The 21,434-nt window shown below is 62.3% G+C and carries 21 protein-coding genes and 2 pseudogenes; 16 read left to right on the top strand and 7 right to left on the bottom strand.

The window, feature by feature from the left end; all coding sequences use genetic code 11:
* Positions 1-39: 39 nt before the first annotated feature.
* Both QN219_RS34060 and QN219_RS28530 read left to right on the top strand, forming a co-directional pair.
* Positions 40-186: pseudogene (locus QN219_RS34060) on the top strand (FAD/NAD(P)-binding protein); the annotation flags it as partial.
* Positions 187-228: 42 nt separating this feature from the next.
* On the top strand, positions 229-1,161 hold the full coding sequence (locus tag QN219_RS28530) for an FAD-binding protein (protein WP_284003670.1): 933 nt from the start codon (positions 229-231) through the stop codon (positions 1,159-1,161).
* 61 nt (positions 1,162-1,222) lie between these two features.
* Here QN219_RS28530 and QN219_RS28525 read toward each other — a convergent pair whose 3' ends face one another.
* Both QN219_RS28525 and QN219_RS28520 read right to left on the bottom strand, forming a co-directional pair.
* Complete coding sequence (locus QN219_RS28525; RefSeq protein ID WP_284003668.1) at positions 1,223-2,509, bottom strand: PLP-dependent transferase; 1,287 nt, start codon at positions 2,507-2,509, stop codon at positions 1,223-1,225.
* A gap of 65 nt (positions 2,510-2,574) precedes the next feature.
* Positions 2,575-3,633, bottom strand: a complete 1,059-nt coding sequence (locus tag QN219_RS28520; protein WP_284003666.1) for an isopenicillin N synthase family oxygenase — start codon at positions 3,631-3,633, stop codon at positions 2,575-2,577.
* 353 nt (positions 3,634-3,986) lie between these two features.
* On the opposite strand from QN219_RS28520, the gene QN219_RS28515 reads away from it, so the two are divergent.
* The 8 genes from QN219_RS28515 (at position 3,987) to QN219_RS28480 (ending at position 12,899) form a co-directional block, all read left to right on the top strand.
* The gene (locus QN219_RS28515) at positions 3,987-5,393 is read left to right on the top strand and encodes an LLM class flavin-dependent oxidoreductase (protein WP_284003665.1); all 1,407 of its coding nucleotides are present in this window, start codon (positions 3,987-3,989) and stop codon (positions 5,391-5,393) included.
* A 23-nt stretch (positions 5,394-5,416) separates the two neighbouring features.
* Entirely contained in the window at positions 5,417-6,685 is a 1,269-nt protein-coding gene (locus tag QN219_RS28510) for an SfnB family sulfur acquisition oxidoreductase (RefSeq protein WP_284003664.1), read from the top strand.
* A 10-nt stretch (positions 6,686-6,695) separates the two neighbouring features.
* Positions 6,696-7,958, top strand: coding sequence for an SfnB family sulfur acquisition oxidoreductase (locus tag QN219_RS28505; RefSeq protein ID WP_284003662.1), 1,263 nt, complete (start codon positions 6,696-6,698; stop codon positions 7,956-7,958).
* A gap of 55 nt (positions 7,959-8,013) precedes the next feature.
* Positions 8,014-9,456, top strand: coding sequence for an FAD/NAD(P)-binding protein (locus QN219_RS28500; RefSeq protein WP_284003660.1), 1,443 nt, complete (start codon positions 8,014-8,016; stop codon positions 9,454-9,456).
* Between the two features lie 202 nt (positions 9,457-9,658).
* The gene (gene ssuD, locus QN219_RS28495; protein ID WP_284003659.1) at positions 9,659-10,828 is read left to right on the top strand and encodes an FMNH2-dependent alkanesulfonate monooxygenase; all 1,170 of its coding nucleotides are present in this window, start codon (positions 9,659-9,661) and stop codon (positions 10,826-10,828) included.
* 84 nt (positions 10,829-10,912) lie between these two features.
* Complete coding sequence (locus QN219_RS28490) at positions 10,913-11,461, top strand: flavin reductase family protein (RefSeq protein WP_284003658.1); 549 nt, start codon at positions 10,913-10,915, stop codon at positions 11,459-11,461.
* A gap of 115 nt (positions 11,462-11,576) precedes the next feature.
* Complete coding sequence (locus QN219_RS28485; protein ID WP_284003656.1) at positions 11,577-11,771, top strand: hypothetical protein; 195 nt, start codon at positions 11,577-11,579, stop codon at positions 11,769-11,771.
* Positions 11,772-11,909: 138 nt separating this feature from the next.
* Positions 11,910-12,899 (top strand): acyl-CoA dehydrogenase family protein, encoded by a 990-nt coding sequence (locus QN219_RS28480; protein ID WP_284003655.1) that lies wholly within the window; start codon positions 11,910-11,912, stop codon positions 12,897-12,899.
* A gap of 33 nt (positions 12,900-12,932) precedes the next feature.
* On the opposite strand, the gene QN219_RS28475 is transcribed toward QN219_RS28480, so the two are convergent.
* On the bottom strand, positions 12,933-13,394 hold the full coding sequence (locus QN219_RS28475) for an Rrf2 family transcriptional regulator (RefSeq protein ID WP_284003653.1): 462 nt from the start codon (positions 13,392-13,394) through the stop codon (positions 12,933-12,935).
* Positions 13,395-13,779: 385 nt separating this feature from the next.
* Between QN219_RS28475 and QN219_RS28470 the strand changes: the two genes are divergently transcribed.
* From QN219_RS28470 to QN219_RS28455, 4 genes are all read left to right on the top strand, one after another.
* Complete coding sequence (locus tag QN219_RS28470) at positions 13,780-14,721, top strand: sulfonate ABC transporter substrate-binding protein (RefSeq protein WP_284003651.1); 942 nt, start codon at positions 13,780-13,782, stop codon at positions 14,719-14,721.
* Positions 14,722-14,759: 38 nt separating this feature from the next.
* Positions 14,760-15,575 carry an aliphatic sulfonate ABC transporter permease SsuC gene (gene ssuC / locus QN219_RS28465; protein WP_284003650.1) on the top strand — a complete coding sequence of 272 codons (816 nt, stop codon included), beginning with the start codon at positions 14,760-14,762 and terminating at the stop codon, positions 15,573-15,575.
* Positions 15,572-16,402 (top strand): ATP-binding cassette domain-containing protein, encoded by an 831-nt coding sequence (locus tag QN219_RS28460; RefSeq protein WP_284003649.1) that lies wholly within the window; start codon positions 15,572-15,574, stop codon positions 16,400-16,402. Before ssuC ends, QN219_RS28460 begins: the two co-directional genes overlap by 4 nt.
* Positions 16,403-16,545: 143 nt before the next feature.
* Positions 16,546-17,181, top strand: coding sequence for an alpha/beta hydrolase (locus QN219_RS28455; RefSeq protein WP_284003648.1), 636 nt, complete (start codon positions 16,546-16,548; stop codon positions 17,179-17,181).
* Positions 17,182-17,576: 395 nt separating this feature from the next.
* Here QN219_RS28455 and QN219_RS28450 read toward each other — a convergent pair whose 3' ends face one another.
* Positions 17,577-17,717, bottom strand: coding sequence for a hypothetical protein (locus tag QN219_RS28450; protein ID WP_284003647.1), 141 nt, complete (start codon positions 17,715-17,717; stop codon positions 17,577-17,579).
* 316 nt (positions 17,718-18,033) lie between these two features.
* On the opposite strand from QN219_RS28450, the gene QN219_RS28445 reads away from it, so the two are divergent.
* Positions 18,034-18,150 carry a gamma-butyrobetaine hydroxylase-like domain-containing protein gene (locus QN219_RS28445; protein WP_284003646.1) on the top strand — a complete coding sequence of 39 codons (117 nt, stop codon included), beginning with the start codon at positions 18,034-18,036 and terminating at the stop codon, positions 18,148-18,150.
* A gap of 124 nt (positions 18,151-18,274) precedes the next feature.
* Here QN219_RS28445 and QN219_RS28440 read toward each other — a convergent pair.
* The 3 genes and pseudogenes from QN219_RS28440 to QN219_RS28430 all read right to left on the bottom strand — a co-directional run.
* Positions 18,275-18,451 (bottom strand): annotated as a pseudogene (locus QN219_RS28440) (DUF736 family protein); the annotation flags it as partial.
* A 791-nt stretch (positions 18,452-19,242) separates the two neighbouring features.
* Positions 19,243-20,169, bottom strand: a complete 927-nt coding sequence (locus QN219_RS28435; RefSeq protein WP_284003644.1) for a zincin-like metallopeptidase domain-containing protein — start codon at positions 20,167-20,169, stop codon at positions 19,243-19,245.
* Between the two features lie 11 nt (positions 20,170-20,180).
* Entirely contained in the window at positions 20,181-20,612 is a 432-nt protein-coding gene (locus tag QN219_RS28430) for a hypothetical protein (protein ID WP_284003643.1), read from the bottom strand.
* Positions 20,613-21,087: 475 nt separating this feature from the next.
* Here QN219_RS28430 and QN219_RS28425 point away from each other — a divergent pair, with 475 nt between their 5' ends.
* Entirely contained in the window at positions 21,088-21,291 is a 204-nt protein-coding gene (locus QN219_RS28425; RefSeq protein WP_284003641.1) for a hypothetical protein, read from the top strand.
* Positions 21,292-21,434: the final 143 nt, after the last annotated feature.

Below are 21,434 nucleotides of genomic sequence, written 5' to 3'. Positions count from 1 at the left end.
GTCCACTGGCTCGAGCAGCATGCGAGGAAGGTTTCATCGGAGGGCTTCGCGTCGCGAGGTGACTATGGTCTTTATCTGCGCGACCGGCTGGCGTCGCTGCTTCGAAATGGCGACCGCCGCGCGAGGTTCGATTTCGTCAACGCGAAGGCGCAGAATTGCGTTCATTCCAGTGAGGCCGGCCTTGTCTTCAAACTGGACAACGGCACGGAGCTTAACGCGCGCCACGTAGTGCTCTGTCTTGGTGTCGGAAACGCCGATCTGCCACTCAAACCGGATCATATCGCGACAGGCGCGCAAAAGCGCATTGTGCGCAATCCCTGGCGGCTGAGCTGGCTTTCGAGGGTCGGCCGCAGCGACACCATCTGCATTCTCGGCTCCGGATTGACGATGGTCGATCAGGTGCTTGCATTACGGGTCCACGGTCACCGCGGACCGATCCGCGTCCTGTCGCGCCGTGGGTTGCTGCCGCATCCGCATGCGCAGGCAAGCCACCGTGCGCAACCGATCGAACCGGAGCTTGCGGGTTCGCGGGAAATCAGTGCCTTGCTTCAGGGCTTTCGCAGGCAGGTTCGCAACGGCGCGGACTGGCGGGGTCTGATGGACGGTCTCAGGCCGATGGCGCAAGGGCTATGGCAGCAGCTTTCGAACGATCAACGTGCCCGATTCCTGCGCCATGGACTCGCGTGGTGGAACATCCATCGTCATCGCATCGCTCCGGAGATATTCCTGCGACTCGAGACGTTGAGACGCGACGGCATCGTCACTGTCAATGCCGGTTTCCTCGAGGCGATCGAGGAAGGACATCGTGGCGTGCTGGTGCGCTACAGACAGCGGCAGAGCCACCGCTCAAGGTCATTCAATGCAGATTGGATCGTTAACTGCACCGGCATGGAGCGCGCCGGTGTTAGCCATTCTCCGCTGCTTAAAGGAATGCATCGACACGGATTGATCGCCGCCGATGAGCTCGGGCTCGGCCTTTCGGTCGACAGGCACTCCCGTGTAATTGACTGCGAAGGAAAGCCGCAGCCCGGGCTCTACGCCGTTGGCGCTCTGACAGCCGGCCAGTTCTGGGAAATTACTGCGGCTCCCGATATCCGCGTGCAGGCGACTAACGTCGTAGGTGCGATCGCTTCGAGGCTCCGATACGGCGTTCGAAGCTAAGTCTGCTATGCCGGTGGAAAGACGGCATGCTGCACAAGGCAAGCATGCCGTCCGGGCGTCTTCAAGCGGCGTCGATCGCCTGCGCAAGGTCTGCGATGAGGTCGTCGGGATGCTCAATGCCGATCGACAGGCGGACATAGCCGGGCGTCACGCCCGTGGCGAGTTGATCCTCGGCGGAGAGCTGCGAGTGGGTCGTGGTCGACGGATGGATTGCCAGTGACCGCGCGTCGCCGATGTTAGCGATATGATAGAAGAGCTGCAGGGCGTCGATGAAACGGCGGCCGGCCTCGCGCCCGCCCTTCAGCTCGAAACCGACCAGCGCGCCATAGGAGCCGGATTTGAAATACTTGGCCGCCCGCTCCGCTGCCACGCCCCTCTGGAACTTCGGGAAGACGACGTTCGAGACGTTCGGGTGGGCCTTCAGGTAGTCGGCGATCTTGATCGCATTCTCGTTGTGCTGGCGCAGCCGCAAGGGCAGGGTTTCAAGGCCCTGGATGAGCTGGAAGGCGATTGCTTCCGCCTTCTCGACCCAGGTCTTGCCCTGATAGCTCGGATCCGGCTCGTTGATGTTCGGCTGCCGTTCCCTGACCTCGGCCCAAGGGAAATTGCCGCCATCGACGATAGCGCCGCCGATAGAAGTTCCATGGCCACCGATGTATTTCGTCGCCGAATAGACGATGATGGCGGCGCCATGGTCGAGTGGCCGGATGATCACGGGAGCCGCGGTGTTGTCGACGATCAGCGGAATGCCGAAGCGGCGTCCGATGGCCGCGACTTCAGCGATCGGGAAAACCTCGAGCTTTGGGTTCGGGAGGGCTTCGGCGTAATAGGCGCGGGTGCGGTCGTCGGTCGCGCGGGCGAAGGCTTCCGGATCCGCCGCATCGACGAATCGTGTCTCGACGCCGAAGCTCTTCAGCGTGGCGGCGAAAAGCGCCCAGGTGCCGCCGTAAAGGCCCGCGGCGCTGACGACATTGTCGCCAGCGCGAGCGACGTTGAGGATGGCGAAGGCGGATGCGGCCTGGCCGGAGGAAACCGCGAGCGCGGCGGCGCCGCCCTCGAGCTCGGCGAGGCGTTGCTCGAAGGCGTCCTGGGTCGGGTTCGATACCCGAGTGTAAAGGTGGCCGGCCGCTTCCAGCGCGAAGAGCTTGTCGGCGCCTTCCGTTCCGAGAAGCTGATACGTGGTCTGGTAGATCGGCACGGCGACCGCCCCTGTCGTCGGGTCGAAACGGAAGCTTCCGCCGTGCAGGGCCTGGGTTTCGGGATGGCGGCTCTTGAAGGTCGGCGCGCCCGGCGCCGCCTGTGGCGTTGCGGACTGCTTGAGGGTCTCGGTAGATTGCTGGATGGTCATCGTTTCCTCCGTGGAAAGGGTTGGGTTAGCGAAGACGAGGGGAGTCGAGCAGGAGGGGCGGCGCCTCAATAGGCGGAACCGCCTGCACTGCCGGACAGTTGTTCCGGGCTCAACAGATCGGCATGATGGGTGCGCGCCACATCCGGATGGGAACGCAGCCGGCTCTTCAGGTGGTTTTGGCCCACCTCGCGGAAGATCGGGTTGAGCGGATCAACCGATACGCCGCGCTCGGCGTGCTTCAACTCTTCGGGCAGCTTGATGACCGGGATGGTGGCGTCGTAGCGAGCTCCCAGGAAGAAGGCGACGGAGTACCGTTCCGTGCCCGCCGGCGGTGCGACCACGACGTGGATGTCGGCGCGGACGAAGCCGTTCGTCGCGAGTTCCAGGAGCTCGCCGGTGTTGACGACGAAGGTGCCCGGAACGGGCGGCGCGTCGATCCAGACGCCATCCTCGGTCTGCACCCTGAGCCCGGCAATCGTGTCCTGCAGCAGCACCGTGACGAAGCCGCCATCCTTATGGGCGCCGACGCCCTGTTCCGTCTCGGCGACGTCACGGCCGGGATAGCGGATGATCTTCAGGAGTTGCGAAGGCTGCGGCTCGTAAATCTCGGCGAAGGCATTTTCCGGCTGCCCGAGGGCCACGGCTATAGCCTTCAAAACGTCGATGCCGATCCGCGTGACCTCCGCCTGATACGCGAGCAGCAGGAGTTTGAGTTCCGGCAGCGCGTTCGGCCATTGGTTCGGTCCGATGAGGCGCTTCCAAGCCGGAGTGTCGGGACCGATTTCGACGGCGGCGCCTTCGGTGTTGATGTCGAGCTGTTCGCGCCAGTCCTGCTGGCCGCGCGTGCGTTCGTAGCCCGCGCGGTTGTAGCCGCGGAAAGGCGGCGACTTCACCATTTCGATCTTCAGCTTCTCCTCGAGCGGGAGTGCGAAGAAGTGCTTAGAGATCGCCAGCACGCCGGCGATCAGCTTCGGAGCGACGCCGTGACCGGTCAGATAGAAGAAACCATGGTCATGCAATCTCTTGCGGAGCTCGCCGACGAAGCGGGCACGCTCCTCCTGTCCGCCGTGGAACCGGGAGATATCGATCAGTGGCAAATGTGTCGGTAGGGCGTGGATGCTCATGCTACTCTCCTGATGTGGCCGCGGCAGGCGGTCTCAACCGGCATCTCTTTCGCGGCACCTTGGAAAAGCCTATAATCTACAAATCTAGTAGACAAAGTATGTTCATGCCGCGGAAGCAGCGGTTCGGGAAATGCTTTTGCCGCCCGCGCGGGCGGGCATTGAAATTGGCCTAGCGCCGCTTGGTTGTGCCAAGCCGTGGCGGGACTGGTAATCTGCTTTTCTCGAAATGAGAGGACTCGAAGAAAAAACTTCCACGAGTTAATATATTAAAATGATGGAATAACTGTATTGCTGCTGCCGAACTGCGATGCTGATGGCGAACGATTTCTCGGCCGAACCGGACGGAGCCTCCGATGAGCAAGACCATTCGCTTCAATGCCTTCGACATGAACTGCGTTGGCCATCAGTCGCCCGGGCTCTGGGCGCATCCGCGCGATAGATCCTTCAAATACAAGGATCTGGACTATTGGCAGGACCTGGCGCGCACGCTCGAGCGCGGCGTCTTCGACGGCATCTTCATCGCCGACGTGATCGGCTATTATGACGTCTACAGGGGCAACAACTATCACGCCATCCACCAGGCGGCGCAGATTCCGGTCAACGACCCGCTGCAGCTCGCCGCCCCGATCGCGCTGGCGACCGAGCACCTCGGAATCGGCATCACGGCGTCAATCTCGTTCGAGCATCCCTACACCTTCGCGAGGCGGCTTTCGACGGCGGATCACCACACCAAAGGCCGGATCGGCTGGAACATCGTCACCTCCTATCTCGAAAGCGGCGCGCAGAATGTCGGCCAGGGCGGTTTGCGCAAGCATGACGACCGCTATGCCGTCGCCCAAGAGTACCTGGAAGTGATTTACAAGCTGCTTGAAGGCTCCTGGGAGGATGACGCCGTGGTCCGCGACCGGGAAGCCCGCGTCTTTACCCATCCCGAAAAGGTTCACGAGATCGGACACAGCGGCAAATATTTCGAGGTGCCGGGCTATCATCTTTCCGAACCATCGCCGCAGCGCACTCCGGTCCTCTACCAGGCCGGCGCGTCCGGACCGGGCAAGAAGTTTGCCGCAGAGCATGCCGAATGTGTCTTCGTCGCGGCCCAGACGAAGACGATTCTTCGCAACTACGTCGCCGATATACGGGCAAGAGCCGTGGCTGCCGGCCGTTCGCCCGACGGTTTCAAGATGTACAACCTCTTGACCGTTATCGTCGATGAGACTGAGGAGAAGGCGCGGGCAAAGTTCCGCGACTATCTCGACTATGTCTCCTATGACGGTTCGCTGGTCTTCATGTCCGGCTGGACCGGCATTGATTTTTTCCGCTATGAGCCGGACGACCTGGTGCGGAAGGTCGAGACGAACGCCATTCACTCCGCCGTCGAAAGTCTTTCTGAAGGCGATCCGAACAAGCGCTGGACCATTCGCGAGCTCGCCGAATGGGGCGGCGTGGGCGGCATGGGGCCGGTCGTCGTCGGCTCTGCCTCGACCGTTGCGGACGAGTTGCAGCAGTGGGTCGAGGAGACCGGTGTCGACGGCTTCAACCTCGCCTATGCGGTGACGCCCGAGACCTTCGAGGACATCGTCGGCTATCTCGTCCCGGAGCTGCAGAAGCGCGGCGTCTATCCCAGGCAATACCGTCCCGGCACATTGCGCGAAAAGCTGTTCGGGCGCGGGCCCCGCCTGGAGGCGCCGCATCCGGGCGCAAATTACCGCGACATCGAAGCCGTCAAACGCGGCGAAGCGCTGCGGGCCACCGGCAGCTAACTCTCACCAAGGAGCATCAGAGCATGGGCACACTCCCGGACGCGCAAATCGACCATTCCGTCCACCCCCGCGTGAACTCGGCCGATCCGGTGGCGCCGCGTCCCAAGCCGGCGACGCCGGCGCACGTCATCAGGAGCGATCAAGAGGCGATCGAAATCGCCGAAAGGCTGGCGGAAAAATTCAAGGCCGGAGCGGCGCTGCGGGACCGCGAAGGCCTGCTGCCGATCACCGAGCTGGACGAGTATTCACAAAGCGGCCTCTGGAGCATCAACGTGCCGAAGGCCTATGGCGGACCGGAGGTCTCCTATGCGACGCTCGCCCGGGTCATCGCCACCATCGCCGCCGGCGATCCAGCGATCGCCCAGATCACCCAAAACCATCTCGCCATCGTCGCGACCGTGGATCTCGACGGTACCGAGGAACAGAAAAAGCTGTTCTTCTCCTGGGCGCTTCAGGGCATCCGCTACGGCAACGCTTTCTCCGAACTGAAGAGCAAGACGGTGGCGGCGTTCGAGACCAAGGTCGTCTTCGACGGCGATGACGTGATCGTCAACGGGGAAAAATTCTATACGACCGGCGCGCTTCTTGCGCATGTGGTGCCGATCGTCGCGGTCGACGAGAACGGGCAGGGCCACCTGGTCTTCGCCGACCGCGACGCGCCCGGACTGACGGTCACCAACAACTGGTCGAGCTTCGGCCAGCGCACGACGGCTTCCGGCTCGGTGAAAATCAATAACGTCCGCGTGCCGCGTTCCCGCGCGGTGCATGTCACCTCCTTCGATCATCCGACGGTCGGCGGTCCGGTCTCGCAGATCATTCAGTCGGCGATCGACGTCGGAATTGCGCGAGGCGCGATCGAGGACACGATCGCCTTCGTCAAGAACCACAGCCGTCCCTGGATCGACAGCGGCAAGGAAACGGCGGGCGAGGATCTGTTCACGATCGCAGCCGTTGGCGACCTGAAGATCAAATTGCACGCCGCCGAGGCGCTTCTCGAGATCGCCGGCCAGAGCATCGACGCAGCAAAAGCGAACCCGACGCTCGAGACGGTCTCCGAGGCGACGATCAAGACCGGGGAATCCAAGGTGTTCACAACTGAAATCGCCATTCTCGCGACCAACAAGCTGTTCGAGCTTGCCGGCACGCGCTCGACCCTCGCTGAGCACAATCTCGACCGGCACTGGCGCAATGCGCGCGTCCATACCCTTCACGATCCGGTGCGCTGGAAGTTCTATCACGTCGGCAACTACTACCTGAACGGCGTGCATCCGCCGCGCCACGCCTGGAATTGAGGGGGAAGCGATGAGCCACAACGACCGCAGACTGCACCGGGAGGCGGCACTCGTCGCCGGCCGCCCCGCGCCCCATATCCCGCCGCGTCGGGTGAAGGCGCACCGCATCAAGGACGACGGCGAGGCGATCGCCGTCGCACGCGAGCTCGCGCGCGAGTTTGCGATCGGCGCCGCCGAGCGCGACCGGGAGCGGCGCCTGCCGATCGCCGAGATCGAGCGCTTCTCGCAATCGGGTCTTTGGGCGATCACCGTGCCGAAGGCCTATGGGGGCGCCGGCGCTTCCGCCGTCACGCTCGCCGAGGTCACGGCGATCATTTCCGCCGCCGATTCGAGCATCGGACAGATTCCGCAGAACCACTACTACATGGTGGAGGCACTAGGACTCGCCGGCGGCGAAGCGCAGAAGGCGCATTTCTTTGCGCGCATTCTCGACGGAGACCGCCTCGGCAACGCATTCACCGAGATCGGCACGAAGACGCCAGTCGATTTCAAGACACGTTTTCGCCAGCAAGACGGAAAGCTGCTGCTCGACGGGCAGAAATTCTACTCGACCGGTTCGCTTTTTGCCCACATCGTCGTCGCCGTGGCGAAGGACGAGGCCGGCCGGGTGCATCTCGTCTTCATCGATCGGGCAACCCCAGGCCTTGATCTCGTCGACGACTGGAGTTCGTTCGGCCAACGGTCGACGGGAAGCGGCACAGTCACCTTCGATGACGTCGAGATCACGCCCTTCCAGATCGTCGATCACGATGGGGTTTTCGAGCGGTCGACGCCGATGGGACCCTTCGCACAGATCATTCATTCGGCAGTGCAGGTCGGGATCGCCCGCGGCGCTCTTGCGGAAACGATCTCCTATGTGCGGGCGCATGCCCGGCCGTTCTTCGAGCTCTCGATCGAGCACGGATACGAGGACCCGCACACGATCCATGCGGTTGGAGACGTCTCGATCCGTGTGCATGCGGCTGACGCGCTGCTTTCCCGCGCTGGCCGGCTACTCGACGTCACGAGGGAAAATCCAACGGAAGGCACGGTTGCGGCCGCATCGATCGCCGTCGCGGAGGTCAAGGCGCTCGGGACGGAAGTCGCCCAGCTTGCGTCGACGAAGCTGATCGAACTCGGCGGAACGCGCTCGACCCTCGAGAGCTACGGCCTTGACCGCTTCTGGCGCAATGCCCGCACCCATTCGCTGCACGATCCGGTGCGGTGGAAGTATCATCATATCGGCAACTATTACCTGAACGGGCTGTTGCCGCCGCGGCACGGCGCCATTTGACATTTGAGGTGTCTTTTCGACCGCGCCCCGGGCGCGGGAACTGGGGGGGGCCTACATGCGGAAATTCGAGCCTTTGCCAGTCCTGGCCATCGTCGGAGGCGGCTTCAGCGGTGCCGCCGTCGCACTGCATCTGGCACGCAGCGAGCGGCCAGAGGCCCGCGTGGTCGTGTTTGAACCGCGCCCCAGGCTCGGTGCCGGCCTCGCTTACGACACGGCTGAACTGACGAATCGGATCAATGTACCCGCCGGCAGAATGAGCCTCTATCCGGACGAGCCGGAGAGTTTCGTCGCCTATCTGGAACGGGCAAATGCGCTCGCCGGCGACCCGGATGCCATCACCGCGGACGGCGTCGCCTATCCGCGCCGATCCGTGTTCGGTGATTATGTGGCGAGCGAGCTTGCGCCTTATCTCTCGAGCGGGGCGATCGAGCACCGACGCGCCCAGGTGCTCGGCATCAGACGCTCGACGGGCCAGTGGACGATCTCCACCAGCAACGGTGAGGAACTGGTGGCCGACATCGTGGTGATCGCGGTCAGTCATCCGCCGCCCGCTTTGCCGAAAGCCCTGCTGCCCGTGCTGTCACATCCGAAGCTGGTGGCCGATCCGACGAAGGCCGGAGCGTTCGAGGTCATTGCGCCAGCGGATCGGGTCCTCATAATCGGCAACGGTCTGACGTCAGCCGATGTCGTCGCCGCGCTCGAGCACCGGGGCCATCATGGCGCGATCATTTCCATCTCGCGTCGGGGCCTGCGGTCCCGAGGCCATCCCGCCCTCGCGCAGGATCCTTATGGCGACTTTGTCTCCGAACCGATCACCCACGCCTCCGAACTTCTTCGTCGCATCCGCCAGGCGCTTCACGCGGCCCGGCAACAGGGGCTCGACTGGCATCCCGTCCTCGATGCCCTGCGGGCGCAAGGCCAGCAGATCTGGCAGGCCCTACCCGTCGTTGAGCGCCGGCGCATCGCCCGACTTGGGCGGCCCTATTGGGACGTCCACCGCTTCCGTATAGCGCCACAGGTCGAAACGGTGATCGATCGCGCGGTGGAAAGCGGCAGGCTGAACATTCTAGCTGCCTCCATCGTATCTGCGGCGATTGAAAGGCAGGAGATCGTGGTCGACTTGAAGGAGAGGGGGCCGGGCGCACGGCGCCGGATTGCGGCAGACGCCATCCTCGTCACCACCGGTCCCGCTCACGGAGGCATTCTCCGATCCCAGCCCTTCCTTGCAGCGTTGGAAGAGGCCGGCGCACTAACACCATGCGAAACCGGGCTCGGCATTGCTTGCGATCTCCAGGCGCGCGCCATCGGCGCCAATGGCCTTGCCGACCCAAGCTTGCTCATAGCGGGGCCGCTCGCACGCGGCACCTTTGGCGAACTGATGGGGCTCCCGCAGGTGACCGAGCATGCGGTTTTCGTTGCCCGTGAAGTGGAAGCGCTCTTGGCGGTCGATGCGCCGGCCAGCCAAACCGGCCAGGGCGGTTGGGCGGCGAGGGGATAGCACAGGCATTCGCGTACTGATCCGAGTGTGACGGATAATCTCCGGGAAGGTCTTCTCTTTGAAAAAATATTGCTTAGTAAAACTATAGATTATCATATTATCACCACATGATCGGTGATGCGCTGCGGTTCGGTGAAAGATTGAGGCGGGTCACGATAACTCGCAGGCGCGCGCTGGCGCTTTGCGGCTGAAAGGATAGAAAATGACCAAGACTGACAAACCGCTTGATTTCCTTTGGTTCATTCCCTCCTCGGGCGACGGCGCCTATCTCGGATCCGATGATCTGAGCCGGCCCTCCGATCCCGGCTATTTCCGCGAGATCGCGTCGGCTGTCGACCGGCTGGGCTATTCCGGCGTGCTCATCCCGACCGGAATAGCCTGTGAGGAATCCTTCATTCTTGCGGCCAACCTGGCGGCCTTCACGGAAAAGCTTAAATTCCTCGTTGCTATTCGCCCCGGAATCGCCTCGCCTGCCTACTATGCTCGCCTCGCCTCGACGCTCGACCGCGTCTCGCATGGCCGTCTGCTCCTCAATATCGTCGCGGGTGGAAGCGCCCAGGAGCTCGCCGGCGACGGGGTCTTTCTTGCACATGACGAGCGGTACGAGCATGCGGACGAGTTCTTCCAGGTCTTCAATCGGCTCCTCGAGACCGGCAAGGCCAAGCTGGATGGCAAGTACATAAAGGCTCACGATGCACAGCTCGGTTTCCCGCCGGTACAGGAACCGCGCCCGCCGCTCTATTTCGGTGGATCGTCCGATGCAGCCATCGAGTTTTCCGCCGGTCTCGTCGACAAATATCTCACGTGGGGCGAGACGCCGGACCAGGTCGGCGAAAAGGTCGCCAAAGTGCGCAAGGTTGCTGCCGCCAAAGGGCGTGAAGTGACCTTCGGCATCCGCCTGCACTTCATCGTGCGCGAAACCGACGACGAAGCCTGGGCCGCCGCCGACCGACTGATTTCCAAGCTCTCCGACAAGACGATCGCTGCCGCGCAGGAAGGATTTGCGAAAAATTCCGATTCCGTCGGGCAGGCGCGCATGCTGGCGCTTCACGGGGGCCGCCGCGACAAGCTCGAGGTTTCGCCCAATCTTTGGGCCGGCATCGGACTCGTCCGCTCGGGCGCGGGGACCGCGCTCGTAGGCTCGCCGAAGACGGTCGCAGCGCGCCTGAAGGAATACCAGGCCCTCGGCATCGATACGGTCATCGCCTCCGGCTATCCCCATCTTGAGGAAGCCTATCGCGTGTCCGAACTGCTGTTCCCGGAAATAGGCCTCGGTGGCCCGCGCAACCAGATCCGCTCGTCCTTCGGTGAGCGGCAGGTTTTTGGCGGCGGCGGACACGGCGGCAATCTGCGGGTCGTGGCAGGCTCCTGACTTTCGCTTGGGCAACTAGCGAATGGCCCGCGCGCGGGCTGCTGATCTGGCGAAGGTGGAATTCCTGAACAGAGGGAGTGATAGATGTCGGTTCAATCGTCCGTGCGGACATTTGATGTCGAAAGAATAACCAGCCATTCAGCAAACCGTCCCGTCGATGCTGACGGTTTGAAGGCGGCGCTGCGCGCTTTGGGTGGCGGCGTCAGCATCATAACAGCGGGGGAGGGCGAAATACGCACCGGAGCCACGGTCACCTCGGCGACGGCCCTATCCGTCGAACCGCCGCGCATGCTCGTTTCCCTCAATCGATCATCATCGACCTGGCCCGTCGTTGAGCGTTTCGGCCACTTCTGCGTCAACGTCGTCGGCTCGTCGCACGAAGCACTTGCCAACCAGTTTGCCGGCCGCGGCGGACTGAAAGGGGTGGACCGCTACCGCGGCGGCGCATGGACGCGCCTCGTGAGCGGCGCGCCGGTCCTCGAGGATGCGGCGGCGGCAATAGACTGCGAAGTCGAGGAGGCGATCGAACGCCACAGCCATGCGATCGTGCTTGGCCGCGTCGTTGGTATTCGGATTGGCAATGGCGGCTCGCTGGTTTACCGCGATGGCCGATACCTCGCGCTCGGTGGCTAGCCGTCTACCAGACGTCGCACATACCGCACAGTTTATATCGAATTATTGACGAATAACCAGAACGCGGCGAAAGTGTGCGCCGCCTCAAAACGGTTCAAGCGAGAGGAATGGTCAAATGCCGCTCGGTATGGTGAACTTTTCCTTCGATCTTCTCGCCCCTTGGCGCAGGCGAGCCGAGGCGTGCGACATCCGCTCCGCGAGCGCGGCTGCGAAAAAGCAGGATAACAACGAAACCGTCCCAGGCGTCCGATCCGAAGAGGAGCGAGAACACGAACAGGCGCTGTTCTGGGGTCTCTTTCCCGTTCTCTAAGCGGGAGAGGAAGAGTGTGGAGCGGTTTTCCGCGCTCGTGTCTTGGGCTGGAGCCGATCGGGTCCAAGCCCTCGGCAGCGCCTGACAATGCGAAAACCGCCTGTCCGGCTGGCTATCATCAGGGAGGATGCATCTGAGATGGGATCCATTACACATCTGCATGAGCGCCCGCGACCGGCGCCGCTTCGCATCGCCTCCGACGAAGAGGTGCTTACCGCGGCCGGCGAGGTCATCGCGCTCGGTACTGATGCTCCCGCAGCCCTCCTGGTCGAGTCGCTGGTGAGTTCAGGCCTGCTTGCCATATCCATTCCGAGCGACTTTGATGGCGCGGACGTATCGAACGGCTTGATAGCACAAGTGGTATCGCAGATTGCGCAAGTGCAGCCGGCTGCCGCACGCGCTCTGGTCCAGCATTTTCGCGCGCTTGAACTGGTTCGCAACTCCGGCAGCGAAGAACAACGACGCAGCATTTATCTGCACGTGGAATCGGGTGAAAGGCTGTCGTGTGGAGGCATTGGAGAGCATACGGCGAGCCAGCGCTATTTCACCGATGGCATAGGGTTCAGACTAAGCGGCGCGCTCGAGGTGGCCAGTCTTGGCGTTCCGGACTGGTTTGCAGTGCTCGCCAGTAGCGAGGCCAAGTTGCTCAGCCTGCTCCTGGTTCAACGGGGCAGCACGCGCACCGAACTCGTCGCCGGGAGCCAGCCGGCGCGCTACCGACTCGACGAGGCCCATGTGCCCGCGGACGCGGTGCTTGCTTTGCACGAAGATGCGCTGCCGCTTTCGCAGTCACTGGGGACGATCCTGCATGCTTCGACAATCCTGGGCGAGAAACGCCAGCGCCTCGGTGCAGATCTGGCGCTTTGGCGGGGCGGCGTCCGTTCCGGCGACCGCCCATGGGACGAGCGGATCGGAAAGCTCCAGGTGGATATCGAAATACTGGCAGCGCTGATAGATCGGGCAGCGACCGCGCTTGATCTGGCGCAGGTCAATCCCTCCCCGGCTGGCGTGTTCCATGTATGCCGCAGCGCTTCTGCACTTGAATTCGCTGCTCTACCTGACTGCCATCGCGCGCGCGACAGCGACCGCCTGCTCGCCCAACTCGGACGGACACTTTTGACGGATTAGCGTGGCGCTGCTGTTGCCGCAGGCAAGACCGCTTCACTCGCCGGCGATGAGCGTTTCGGTATAGCTATCGGCATCCGCACCATCTTTGGCGACGAACTGAGCAAGCGTCATGTTGTCGAGGATGGTCGCGATCGCGTCGCGAACCTCCGTCATCGACAATCGCACCTGACAGCCGACCGGATCGTTGCAATCGTCACAGGCCTCGAAAGCGGTCCGGCTCGCGCAGCGGATGGGGGCGAGTGGTCCGTCGAGTGCGCGGATTACCTGGCCGATCATGATCTCCGAGGCTGGCCTCGAGAGAGCGTAACCGCCGTTTGGGCCCTTTTTCGATCGCAGGATTCCCACATTGCGAAGCTCGAGCAGAATTGTGTCAAGGAACTTCTTCGGCAGGTTGTTGCGCTTGGCGATCTCCGTCACGAACGCCGTTTCGCCGGGATCGAGGCGTGCCAGATCAACCAGCGCCTTCAATCCGTACTTGCCCTTTTTCGTAAGCATTCTGGAACTCGGATGGTGTCGATGTTGCACGTGCCGAGCGGCAACGTGCGGGAGGCGAAAACCTACTATTTCTGACTAAGTAAATAGGTTTTGGCGATTTAATGTGCAAGTGAATTTCGCGTGGAATTATGCCCTAATTCCGAGAAATCTCCTACCCACCGAGGTTGATGTGGCGCGAGGTCTGAAAATCGACAGCAGGCATTTTTCACCCCTTGCCGAAAAATATTGTCTATTATCTAGATAATATTGGTAGATTATTATTTGAGACAGATGTCTTCGAGCCGTTAGGGTTCCACATCGGCAATCTCCATTGCAGCTTCCGCACGCGTGGGGCGCAGATGGCAGCCTTGCCCCGGTTAGGAAGTACTGCCTGGGAGACTATTCGATGAACGCAGCTATACGGTACCTTGCTAAGATTGCTCTCGCCGGGAGCATCGCTCTCAGCCTCGCCACAGTTGCTAAGGCCGAGGACAAGATCGTCAGGATCGGGTTCCAGAAGTACGGCACCCTCATTCTGCTAAAGGCAAAGGGCCTGCTCGAGGAAAGGCTGAAGCCGCAGGGCTATACGGTCGAGTGGACGGAATTTCCGGCTGGGCCGCAACTCCTAGAGGCCCTCAACGTCGGGTCCGTCGATTTCGGTACTACGGGTGAGGCGCCTCCCATCTTTGCGCAAGCGGCCGGAGCTCCGCTCGTCTATGTCGGCTATGAGCCGGCGGCCCCGGAAGCGGAGGCGATCATCGTCCCGAAGGACAGCCCGCTCAAGGGAGTTGCCGATCTCAAGGGCAAGAAGGTCGCGCTGAACAAAGGCTCGAACGTCCACTATCTCCTGGTCAAGGCACTCGAGAAGGCGGGGCTTTCCTATTCCGACATTGACGTTTCGTTCCTGCCGCCGGCGGACGCGCGTGCCGCCTTTGAAAAGGGGGCGGTTGACGCTTGGGTAATCTGGGAACCTTTCCTCGCTGCCGCGGAGGCCGCTACAGGCGCAAGGCAGCTCGCGAATGGTACCGGCGTGGTGGACAACCACGAGTTCTATCTCGCCTCCCGCAACTTCATCGATACGCACCCCCAAGTGGTTGAGACTATCGTCGCGTCGCTCGGCGAGGTCGACACTTGGATTAATGCCAATCGCAGCGACGTTGCCGAGCAGTTTTCTCCAGCACTCGGCCTTCCCAAAGACGTGCTCGAAGTGGCCGTCGAGCGGCGCCAGTATGGAGTGAAGCCGATCACGCCGGAGGTGGTCGCCGCACAACAGAAGATCGCCGACGTGTTTCATGAGCTCGGTCTCATTCCGACGGCAATCAAGATCGCCGACGCGGTGGAGAAGTGACCGTCGGCAGCGAAACAGCTAGGAAGAAAGACGTCCTGATGGCAATTCGTCCAGCTCAAACCCGAAGCGCGACAGCACTCACGTTCATCGCTTCCTGGGCGCTGCCGCTCGGTCTTCTGGTCGTATGGGAGATCGCCTCGCGCAGTGGCGTCCTGTCGACCCGTCTCCTGCCGGCACCGAGCGCTGTCGCTGCCGCCTTTGCGGAAAGCGTGCGCAACGGCACGCTCCCGACAAATGCCGCGATCTCGACAGAGCGGGCGTTGAAAGGCCTCGCAATCGGTGGCGGGATCGGCTTCGTCCTTGGGATCTTTGCCGGAATTTCGCGCCTCATCGAGGTCGTGTTCGACTCCTCGATGCAGATGCTCCGCAATGTACCGCATCTCGCCATCATTCCGCTCGTCATCCTGTGGTTCGGAATAGGCGAGGAGGCGAAGATCTTTCTCGTGGCAATCGGAACCGCCTTTCCCCTTTACCTGAACACCTTTCATGGAATTCGCACGATCGACGTCCGCTTGATCGAGATGGCGCGTGTCTATGGGCTCGGCCGCCTGGCTCTGTTCTGGCGGGTTATCCTTCCCGGCGCTTTGCCATCGATACTGATCGGTCTGCGATTTTCGCTCGGCATCATGTGGTTGACACTCATCGTCGCCGAGACGATCTCGTCGACGTCGGGTATTGGCTACATGACCATGAACGCGCGGGAGTTTCTGCAGACCGACGTCGTCGTGCTCGGCGTCATTGTCTACGCGCTGCTCGGCAAGCTTGCCGACACCATTACTCGGCTGATCGAGGCCCGCGCGCTCGCCTGGCATCCCGCCTACCGACTAAACGCAACCAGGGAAGCGACATCATGAGCGAGCCCGCATCCGACCTTCGTTTGCGTGAACGGTCAGTACTCCGGGAATCGCCGGGCCCGACCGAACGGAACGTCGTCCGCGCGTTGAAGCCGCGGAAGCAAGAGGAGCGGCGGGTAAATGGGCAGGCCGTGTTGCTCGAAGGACTATCGAAGTCGTTCGGGCGCAGACATGTGCTCTCGCGCTTGAATCTTGAGATTCCTGCCGGCCAGTTGCTGGCGATCGTCGGGCGGTCCGGTTGCGGCAAGTCCACGCTTCTGCGTCTCATTGCGGGCCTCGACCGTTCGAGCAGCGGTACGATTTCAGTGGGCGGTGCTGAGGTGAATTCGCTTCAGTCGAATGTGCGGCTGCTGTTTCAGGATGCGAGGCTGCTTCCCTGGCATCGGGTGATCAGCAACGTCGGGATCGCGCGGGCAAAGAACTGGCGCGACAGCGCCGCGGCGGCTCTTGCCGATGTCGGGCTCGCGGATCGGGCGAATGACTGGCCGGCTGTCCTCTCGGGCGGCCAGGCCCAACGCGTCGCCCTCGCACGCGCCTTGGTCAGCCGGCCGGGCGTGCTTCTGCTGGACGAACCATTCGGCGCGCTCGATGCCCTCACGCGCACGGAGATGCACCGCCTGCTCGAACGCATCTGGCACGAGCACGGCTTTACGACGGTTCTGATCACGCACGATGTTGCGGAGGCAGTCGCGCTTGCCGATCGGGTGATCGTCCTGCGCGACGGCGGGATCGCCCTCGACATTCCGATCGACCTTCACCGCCCGCGTCGCGGGCCGGCGGACACGTCAGCCGTCGCGTTTCAGGCGCGAATTCTGAACGAGGTATAGGGACAGCCATGGTCTCGTCAGCATCGGAGATGGATGCAACTCCGCTGCCGGTGACAGAGAAGCCTGCTGCTCGACGAGTGCGTGGAAGGATTGGGCGCAGCCGTCGTAGGTGGTGGCCGGCCATTCAGAAGGAGGTTGTTCGCATGAAGCCGCTGATTCCGGACACCGAAACTCTCATTCTTCCGGGGCTGAACGGATCGCCCGATGATCATTGGCAGGCCCACTGGGCGCGGGACAACGCAGGCAGCCGCGTGGTCGAGCAGGACAGTTGGACCTGTCCCGACCTGGATAGTTGGATGGGGTGCCTGGAAAGGGCGATCGAAGCCGCCCCCGGCGATGTCGGGCTCGTCGCCCATAGCCTCGGCTGCTTGCTTGCAGCAAACCTTGCGAGCCACCGCCTCACATCCCGCGTTCGCGGCGCGCTGCTGGTGGCGCCTTGTGACCTCGAAACGACGGAGAAGCTGCATCCCTGCGTGATCAACTTCGGCGGTATGCCACGTTCACGACTGCCGTTCCCGAGCCTCGTCGTCGCAAGTATCAATGATCCCTATATGTCGGTGGAAAGAGTCCGGCTTACGGCCCGATGCTGGGGTAGTGCGCTCATAGATCTTGGCGAGGCCGGGCATATCAACATCGCAAGCGGCTTCGGTCGCTGGCAGACGGGATATGCCTTGTTCGACCTTCTAAGGTCATCGAGCAAACGTTTGCCCATCGGGCGACCACCGCACGACGAGCTTTTCCCGAGAGCAGCCACCGGTGCGCCCCTGGTCCTAAACTAGCGAGAGCGACGATCGCAGAGGCTGCGGCAATATCGGCGGCGGCAAATTACAGCGATCAGCAACAGCCATGAGCCGAATCACGCGCGGCGAAACGGTCGTTCCCGCCACCCCTGATGGAAATTCTGCGGCGAGATTACATTGGAGGCAGTGACCATATCGTCTCCCGGGACTTCCGGCACCCGCCCATATGACTACCAACTTGGCCGATAGGGTTGTCGCTGTTGCCGGACCCATCGCCAGCCGGCTTGATACTGAAACCTGCACTGCAATCATTGCATCACAGTTTGCCCGACCAACGTATTCGACGCCGCTGTCGATGGCACCGCGATCATCGCCCGTCAGAGCGATTGCCAAACCTGCTTCATGTGCGAGGTCTGTTGTCCGGCGGATTCGCTCTACGCCGACCCCGATCCGGCCGTTCCGAACAGAGTGACGTGACGGTGGATGTGAAGCAGGCGGGCCTCGTCGACAGCTATCGCCCGACCGATCGCCTTGGGGCGAGGGAAACGCGCCACCTGCGCCGGGTCGACGACCATTTTCGCCTCCCGCAGTAGGGTGACAAGTCAGCAATGCGGCAGGGAAGGGAGGGGCGCCGCCGCCTTTTCACCGCGGCGGCCGATCAGGCAATTTATTGCGTGTCCAATCGGGGCCGATTCCTACAATGGCGTCGAACGATCAGGAAACGCCATGATACCTTTGGAACTCAGAATCAACGCCGAGCGCCGGTCACTCGCGATCACGTGGGATGACGGCAATTTCTCCTCCATAGCTGCCTCACGATTGCGTGCACTCAGCTGAGCGGCTCATCATGTCCGATCCTCCATCGAGGGCAGGGAGGATTCGTTCGACGACGTGACCATCACGAGCGCCGAGGCAATCGGCTCCTACGCCGTGCGCCTGGGTTTTTCCGATGGCCATGACCGCGGCATCTATCCGTGGAGCTATCTGCGCGACATCGCCAATTCTTGAGGCTTGGAATAGAAAATGGACAAGTTTGTCGAAGGTCTGACGGAAGCCTGCCTTCCACGCCTCGGAATTATGCGGAGCAGAAATCCGCCGCAACTACCGGCAAATCCAGCCGTCATCGATTGAGGCTCCGCATAATCCCACTCTCAGCACAATCGACGTTGCCGGCGTAGATGCGGAAGTGCGGGCCCTTGTCGGAGGGGTTCTCAATGCGGGCGATACGGGCATTGACGTTGAGGGCGAGTGTGCGGATCGAGCCGTTGAACCCGTTTTCGGTGGAGGTGAAGGTGCCGATGGTTGCCATTTTCATGTTCCTTTCGTTGGTTTCGGGCCGCGCCCTTTGCGGCCTCGATGGCTGTCGCAAGGATCGGGGATGATCGGACCGTACCCATAGGGCCGGAACAGCGTGGAGGGCGGCAAGTCGCAAATTTGTTAGTCGGCGAGGAATGGCGGCGGACCCGGGGTCCCCCGCTCGACCTGTCGAGTGGGGTGGGTACCGGCAGGGGTAAGAAAATTGCGGCCGGCCGTTGCGGGAGGACGATCGAGGCGAAGCCGTTCTCCAATCAGACATGCCTCATCGAGCCCGCGGAGACGTGGCCTATGCCGGCGGATCAACGAGAAACGGGCAATGGCGAGCGCCGTCCCTGCCTTGGCCAACTAGAATATTGCTCTGGCGTTGCCTCTCCTAAAGTCATGGCATTTACCTTGATGTCGATAAACCCGACCGACGGGGGAGTTGCCTCCTATCAGCACGATGGCCTCGCGATTGGGCTCGCCTTTGGCGCGTTCTCCTAAGATGTCCTTGAGGTTAATTGGACCGATCGGATGCTAGGCCGCCGAGACGAGATTTTCCTGAACTACTGCTGTTGGCGTCAGACCCGAGGCCAATGGGCTGGCGGGCTTGATGCTGACACTCTGGCACAAGCCAATGAGTGGATAGAAGTCCGCAATCGCTGATGCCCATTGGGACTCGCGACACGAAAGTGCTCCTAAAACGTGTCCGAACCCTTGACTTGTTTACCGGGAGCGGTGCCGGAATGCCCGCTGATCGAGATGCTTTCGGGGATCGGCGGTCAATTGGTCCTTTGGAGGCGCCTATGCGGCGCCCCTGACCTCATGCTGGCGAGCGCCGGCTTGCTGCGCGTGCATCCAATCGGCGATCTGCTGCGCCTTGCTTGCGGCGGTGAAGATGGCGCGCGAGTCGGAACGAAGCACTTCGAGCCAAGAGACGATGTAGCGGGCATGGTCGGGTCGCGGCTCGACGCTAAGGTTGAGATCGGCGCAGATCATCGCGCTCAAGAGCTCGACCGTGCATTCCTCCATGGCGTAGGCGGCCGAGCCGAACCGTCCGGAAAGATCGCGGTCGAGGCGATGCTGGGCGCCGGAGGCGTGTCCGCATTCATGGAGCAGCACGGCGTAATAGGCGACCGCGTCGCAAAAGCAAGCGAACTCGGGCATCTGCACATGGTCGGTTGATGGGCGATAGTAGGCCTGTGATCCCCCATGGCGGATGTCGATGCCCAGCGCCGCGCAAAACCGTTCGGCCTGTTCGATCCGTTCGGCTTCGGGCAGTGCCGGCACCTCGGGCGGCGTGTAACCGTCAACCTGCGCGCAGTTGAAAACCGTGTAGCCGCGGGCGAACAGGCGCCGTGCGGGCTGGTCGTTGTCTTCGTCACCGTCTCGATCATCGGGCTCGCCGTGGCGATCGGTGGTCTTCCAGAACACGACGAGATGGCCGCGCTCGCCCTTGCGAACCTGGGCGCCGAGCGCCTGCCATTGGCGGTAGGTGCCCCAGATGCCGGCGGGATAGCCTGCAGCATGCGCCGCGGCCCAGAGCGAGAGGATGTTTACGCCGCGATAGGCCTTACGCGAGGCGATGTTGTAGGGTGTCGTGATGGCCGATCCGTCGTGATGCCAGGGCATCCGGTACTCGCCGGCGCCGGCCTCGATGGCGGCGATGATCTGGCTGGTGACGCGCTCGTAGATATCGGTCCGGATCGGGCTCGTGGAATCTGTGGTCATTGGTGCCTCCTTCAGCTCGCCCTCTTCGTCGAGGGCGAGGCAGCAGGGGCAGACGCGGAAAGCCGGCTCGTCATACCCTGTTCTCGGTGCTGGTTGCGGAACAGGGTTGATGGGCTGGCAGCGTCTGCCACGTAACCGAGCCCCGCCTCGACGGGCGAGTTGAAGGAGGCACCCGAACAGATCGACGCCCGAAATGGCCCCGGATGATGCGCCGCTCTCAGCCGGCGTCGTCTCGCGGCGAGCGCTCCAGCGGCACAACAACCTTGCGTCACCAGATCGGCCAGCTCTTTCTGCGGACCGTCGGTGGCGGCATCACGCTCGACTGGAACGTCAGCACCGGTCACGGAGCCATTCCCCACATCTTGCGGGATCGAAGGGCATGCCGGTGGCGCGACCGCAGGGGCCGCGATGGCGGCGTCGAGGAAGTTTTCGCGAAAGTGCATTGACCTCCCCGGCACATTCGATGCCGCAGCTGAGGCGTTTAATACCCCTCCAATGATCGACCGGGTTCAGCGTTTTGATGTTCTCGACTATCGAGCCCATGGCGCCGTTATCGTTGGCGGCCTCGTCAACAATTATCGATTTCGTCGATGTCGGTTATTCTTGCACGGGGATGGACCCTTATGAGATACATCGGGGAGGGGTCCTTTTCCAGGGATGGGGACCGGCCTTGGTCTGTCTTCGTTCTTCCTCGAAGACATCTCCTGGACCGCTGATCGGGCGGCCGGACGCACTGCGGCCGACCGGCAAAGGAAGAGCGGTCGGGGCGCAGGGCGGTGTTTGAGCGTCACAGGAGGACCGATCTGCGAAGGGTTTCCGCTCCTTTCAGTCCCTTCATTCTCTGGCCCGTCACACAACTATCATTTGAGTTTGTCACCAAACTGCAAGAATATCGGTTTGTAGTGGAGGAGGGGCCGCATGAAGAGGAGTTCCGCCTACGCCGAGACGGGGCGACATGCCGGCCCGATGCAGGCGACGGATTTCGTCATGACACTCGCGGCGTTGATCTCTTCGATCCTGGCGCAATCGTTCCAGCCCGGTTGGCGCACTGACGGCGACGTTTTCGGCGCCATCATAACAGGCACCGCAAACTGGAGTCAGCGCGCGTTGAGCAGAACTTGAGCCAATTGGGCACCTGTGCGCTCGGCGCCGACGCGGGCGATGATCGCATGCGATGCACGCCCTCGGTTCGATGCGGACGCGCCGCTGCCCCTTCGTGGCAGAGCCTGTTGCGCGGCGCCCGCCACAGCATTAGACGTCTCTCG

This window comes from Sinorhizobium sp. 8-89, from assembly GCF_030124325.1.
GTDB lineage: Bacteria > Pseudomonadota > Alphaproteobacteria > Rhizobiales > Rhizobiaceae > Sinorhizobium.
This window is presented reverse-complemented; position numbering and strand designations above follow the sequence as displayed.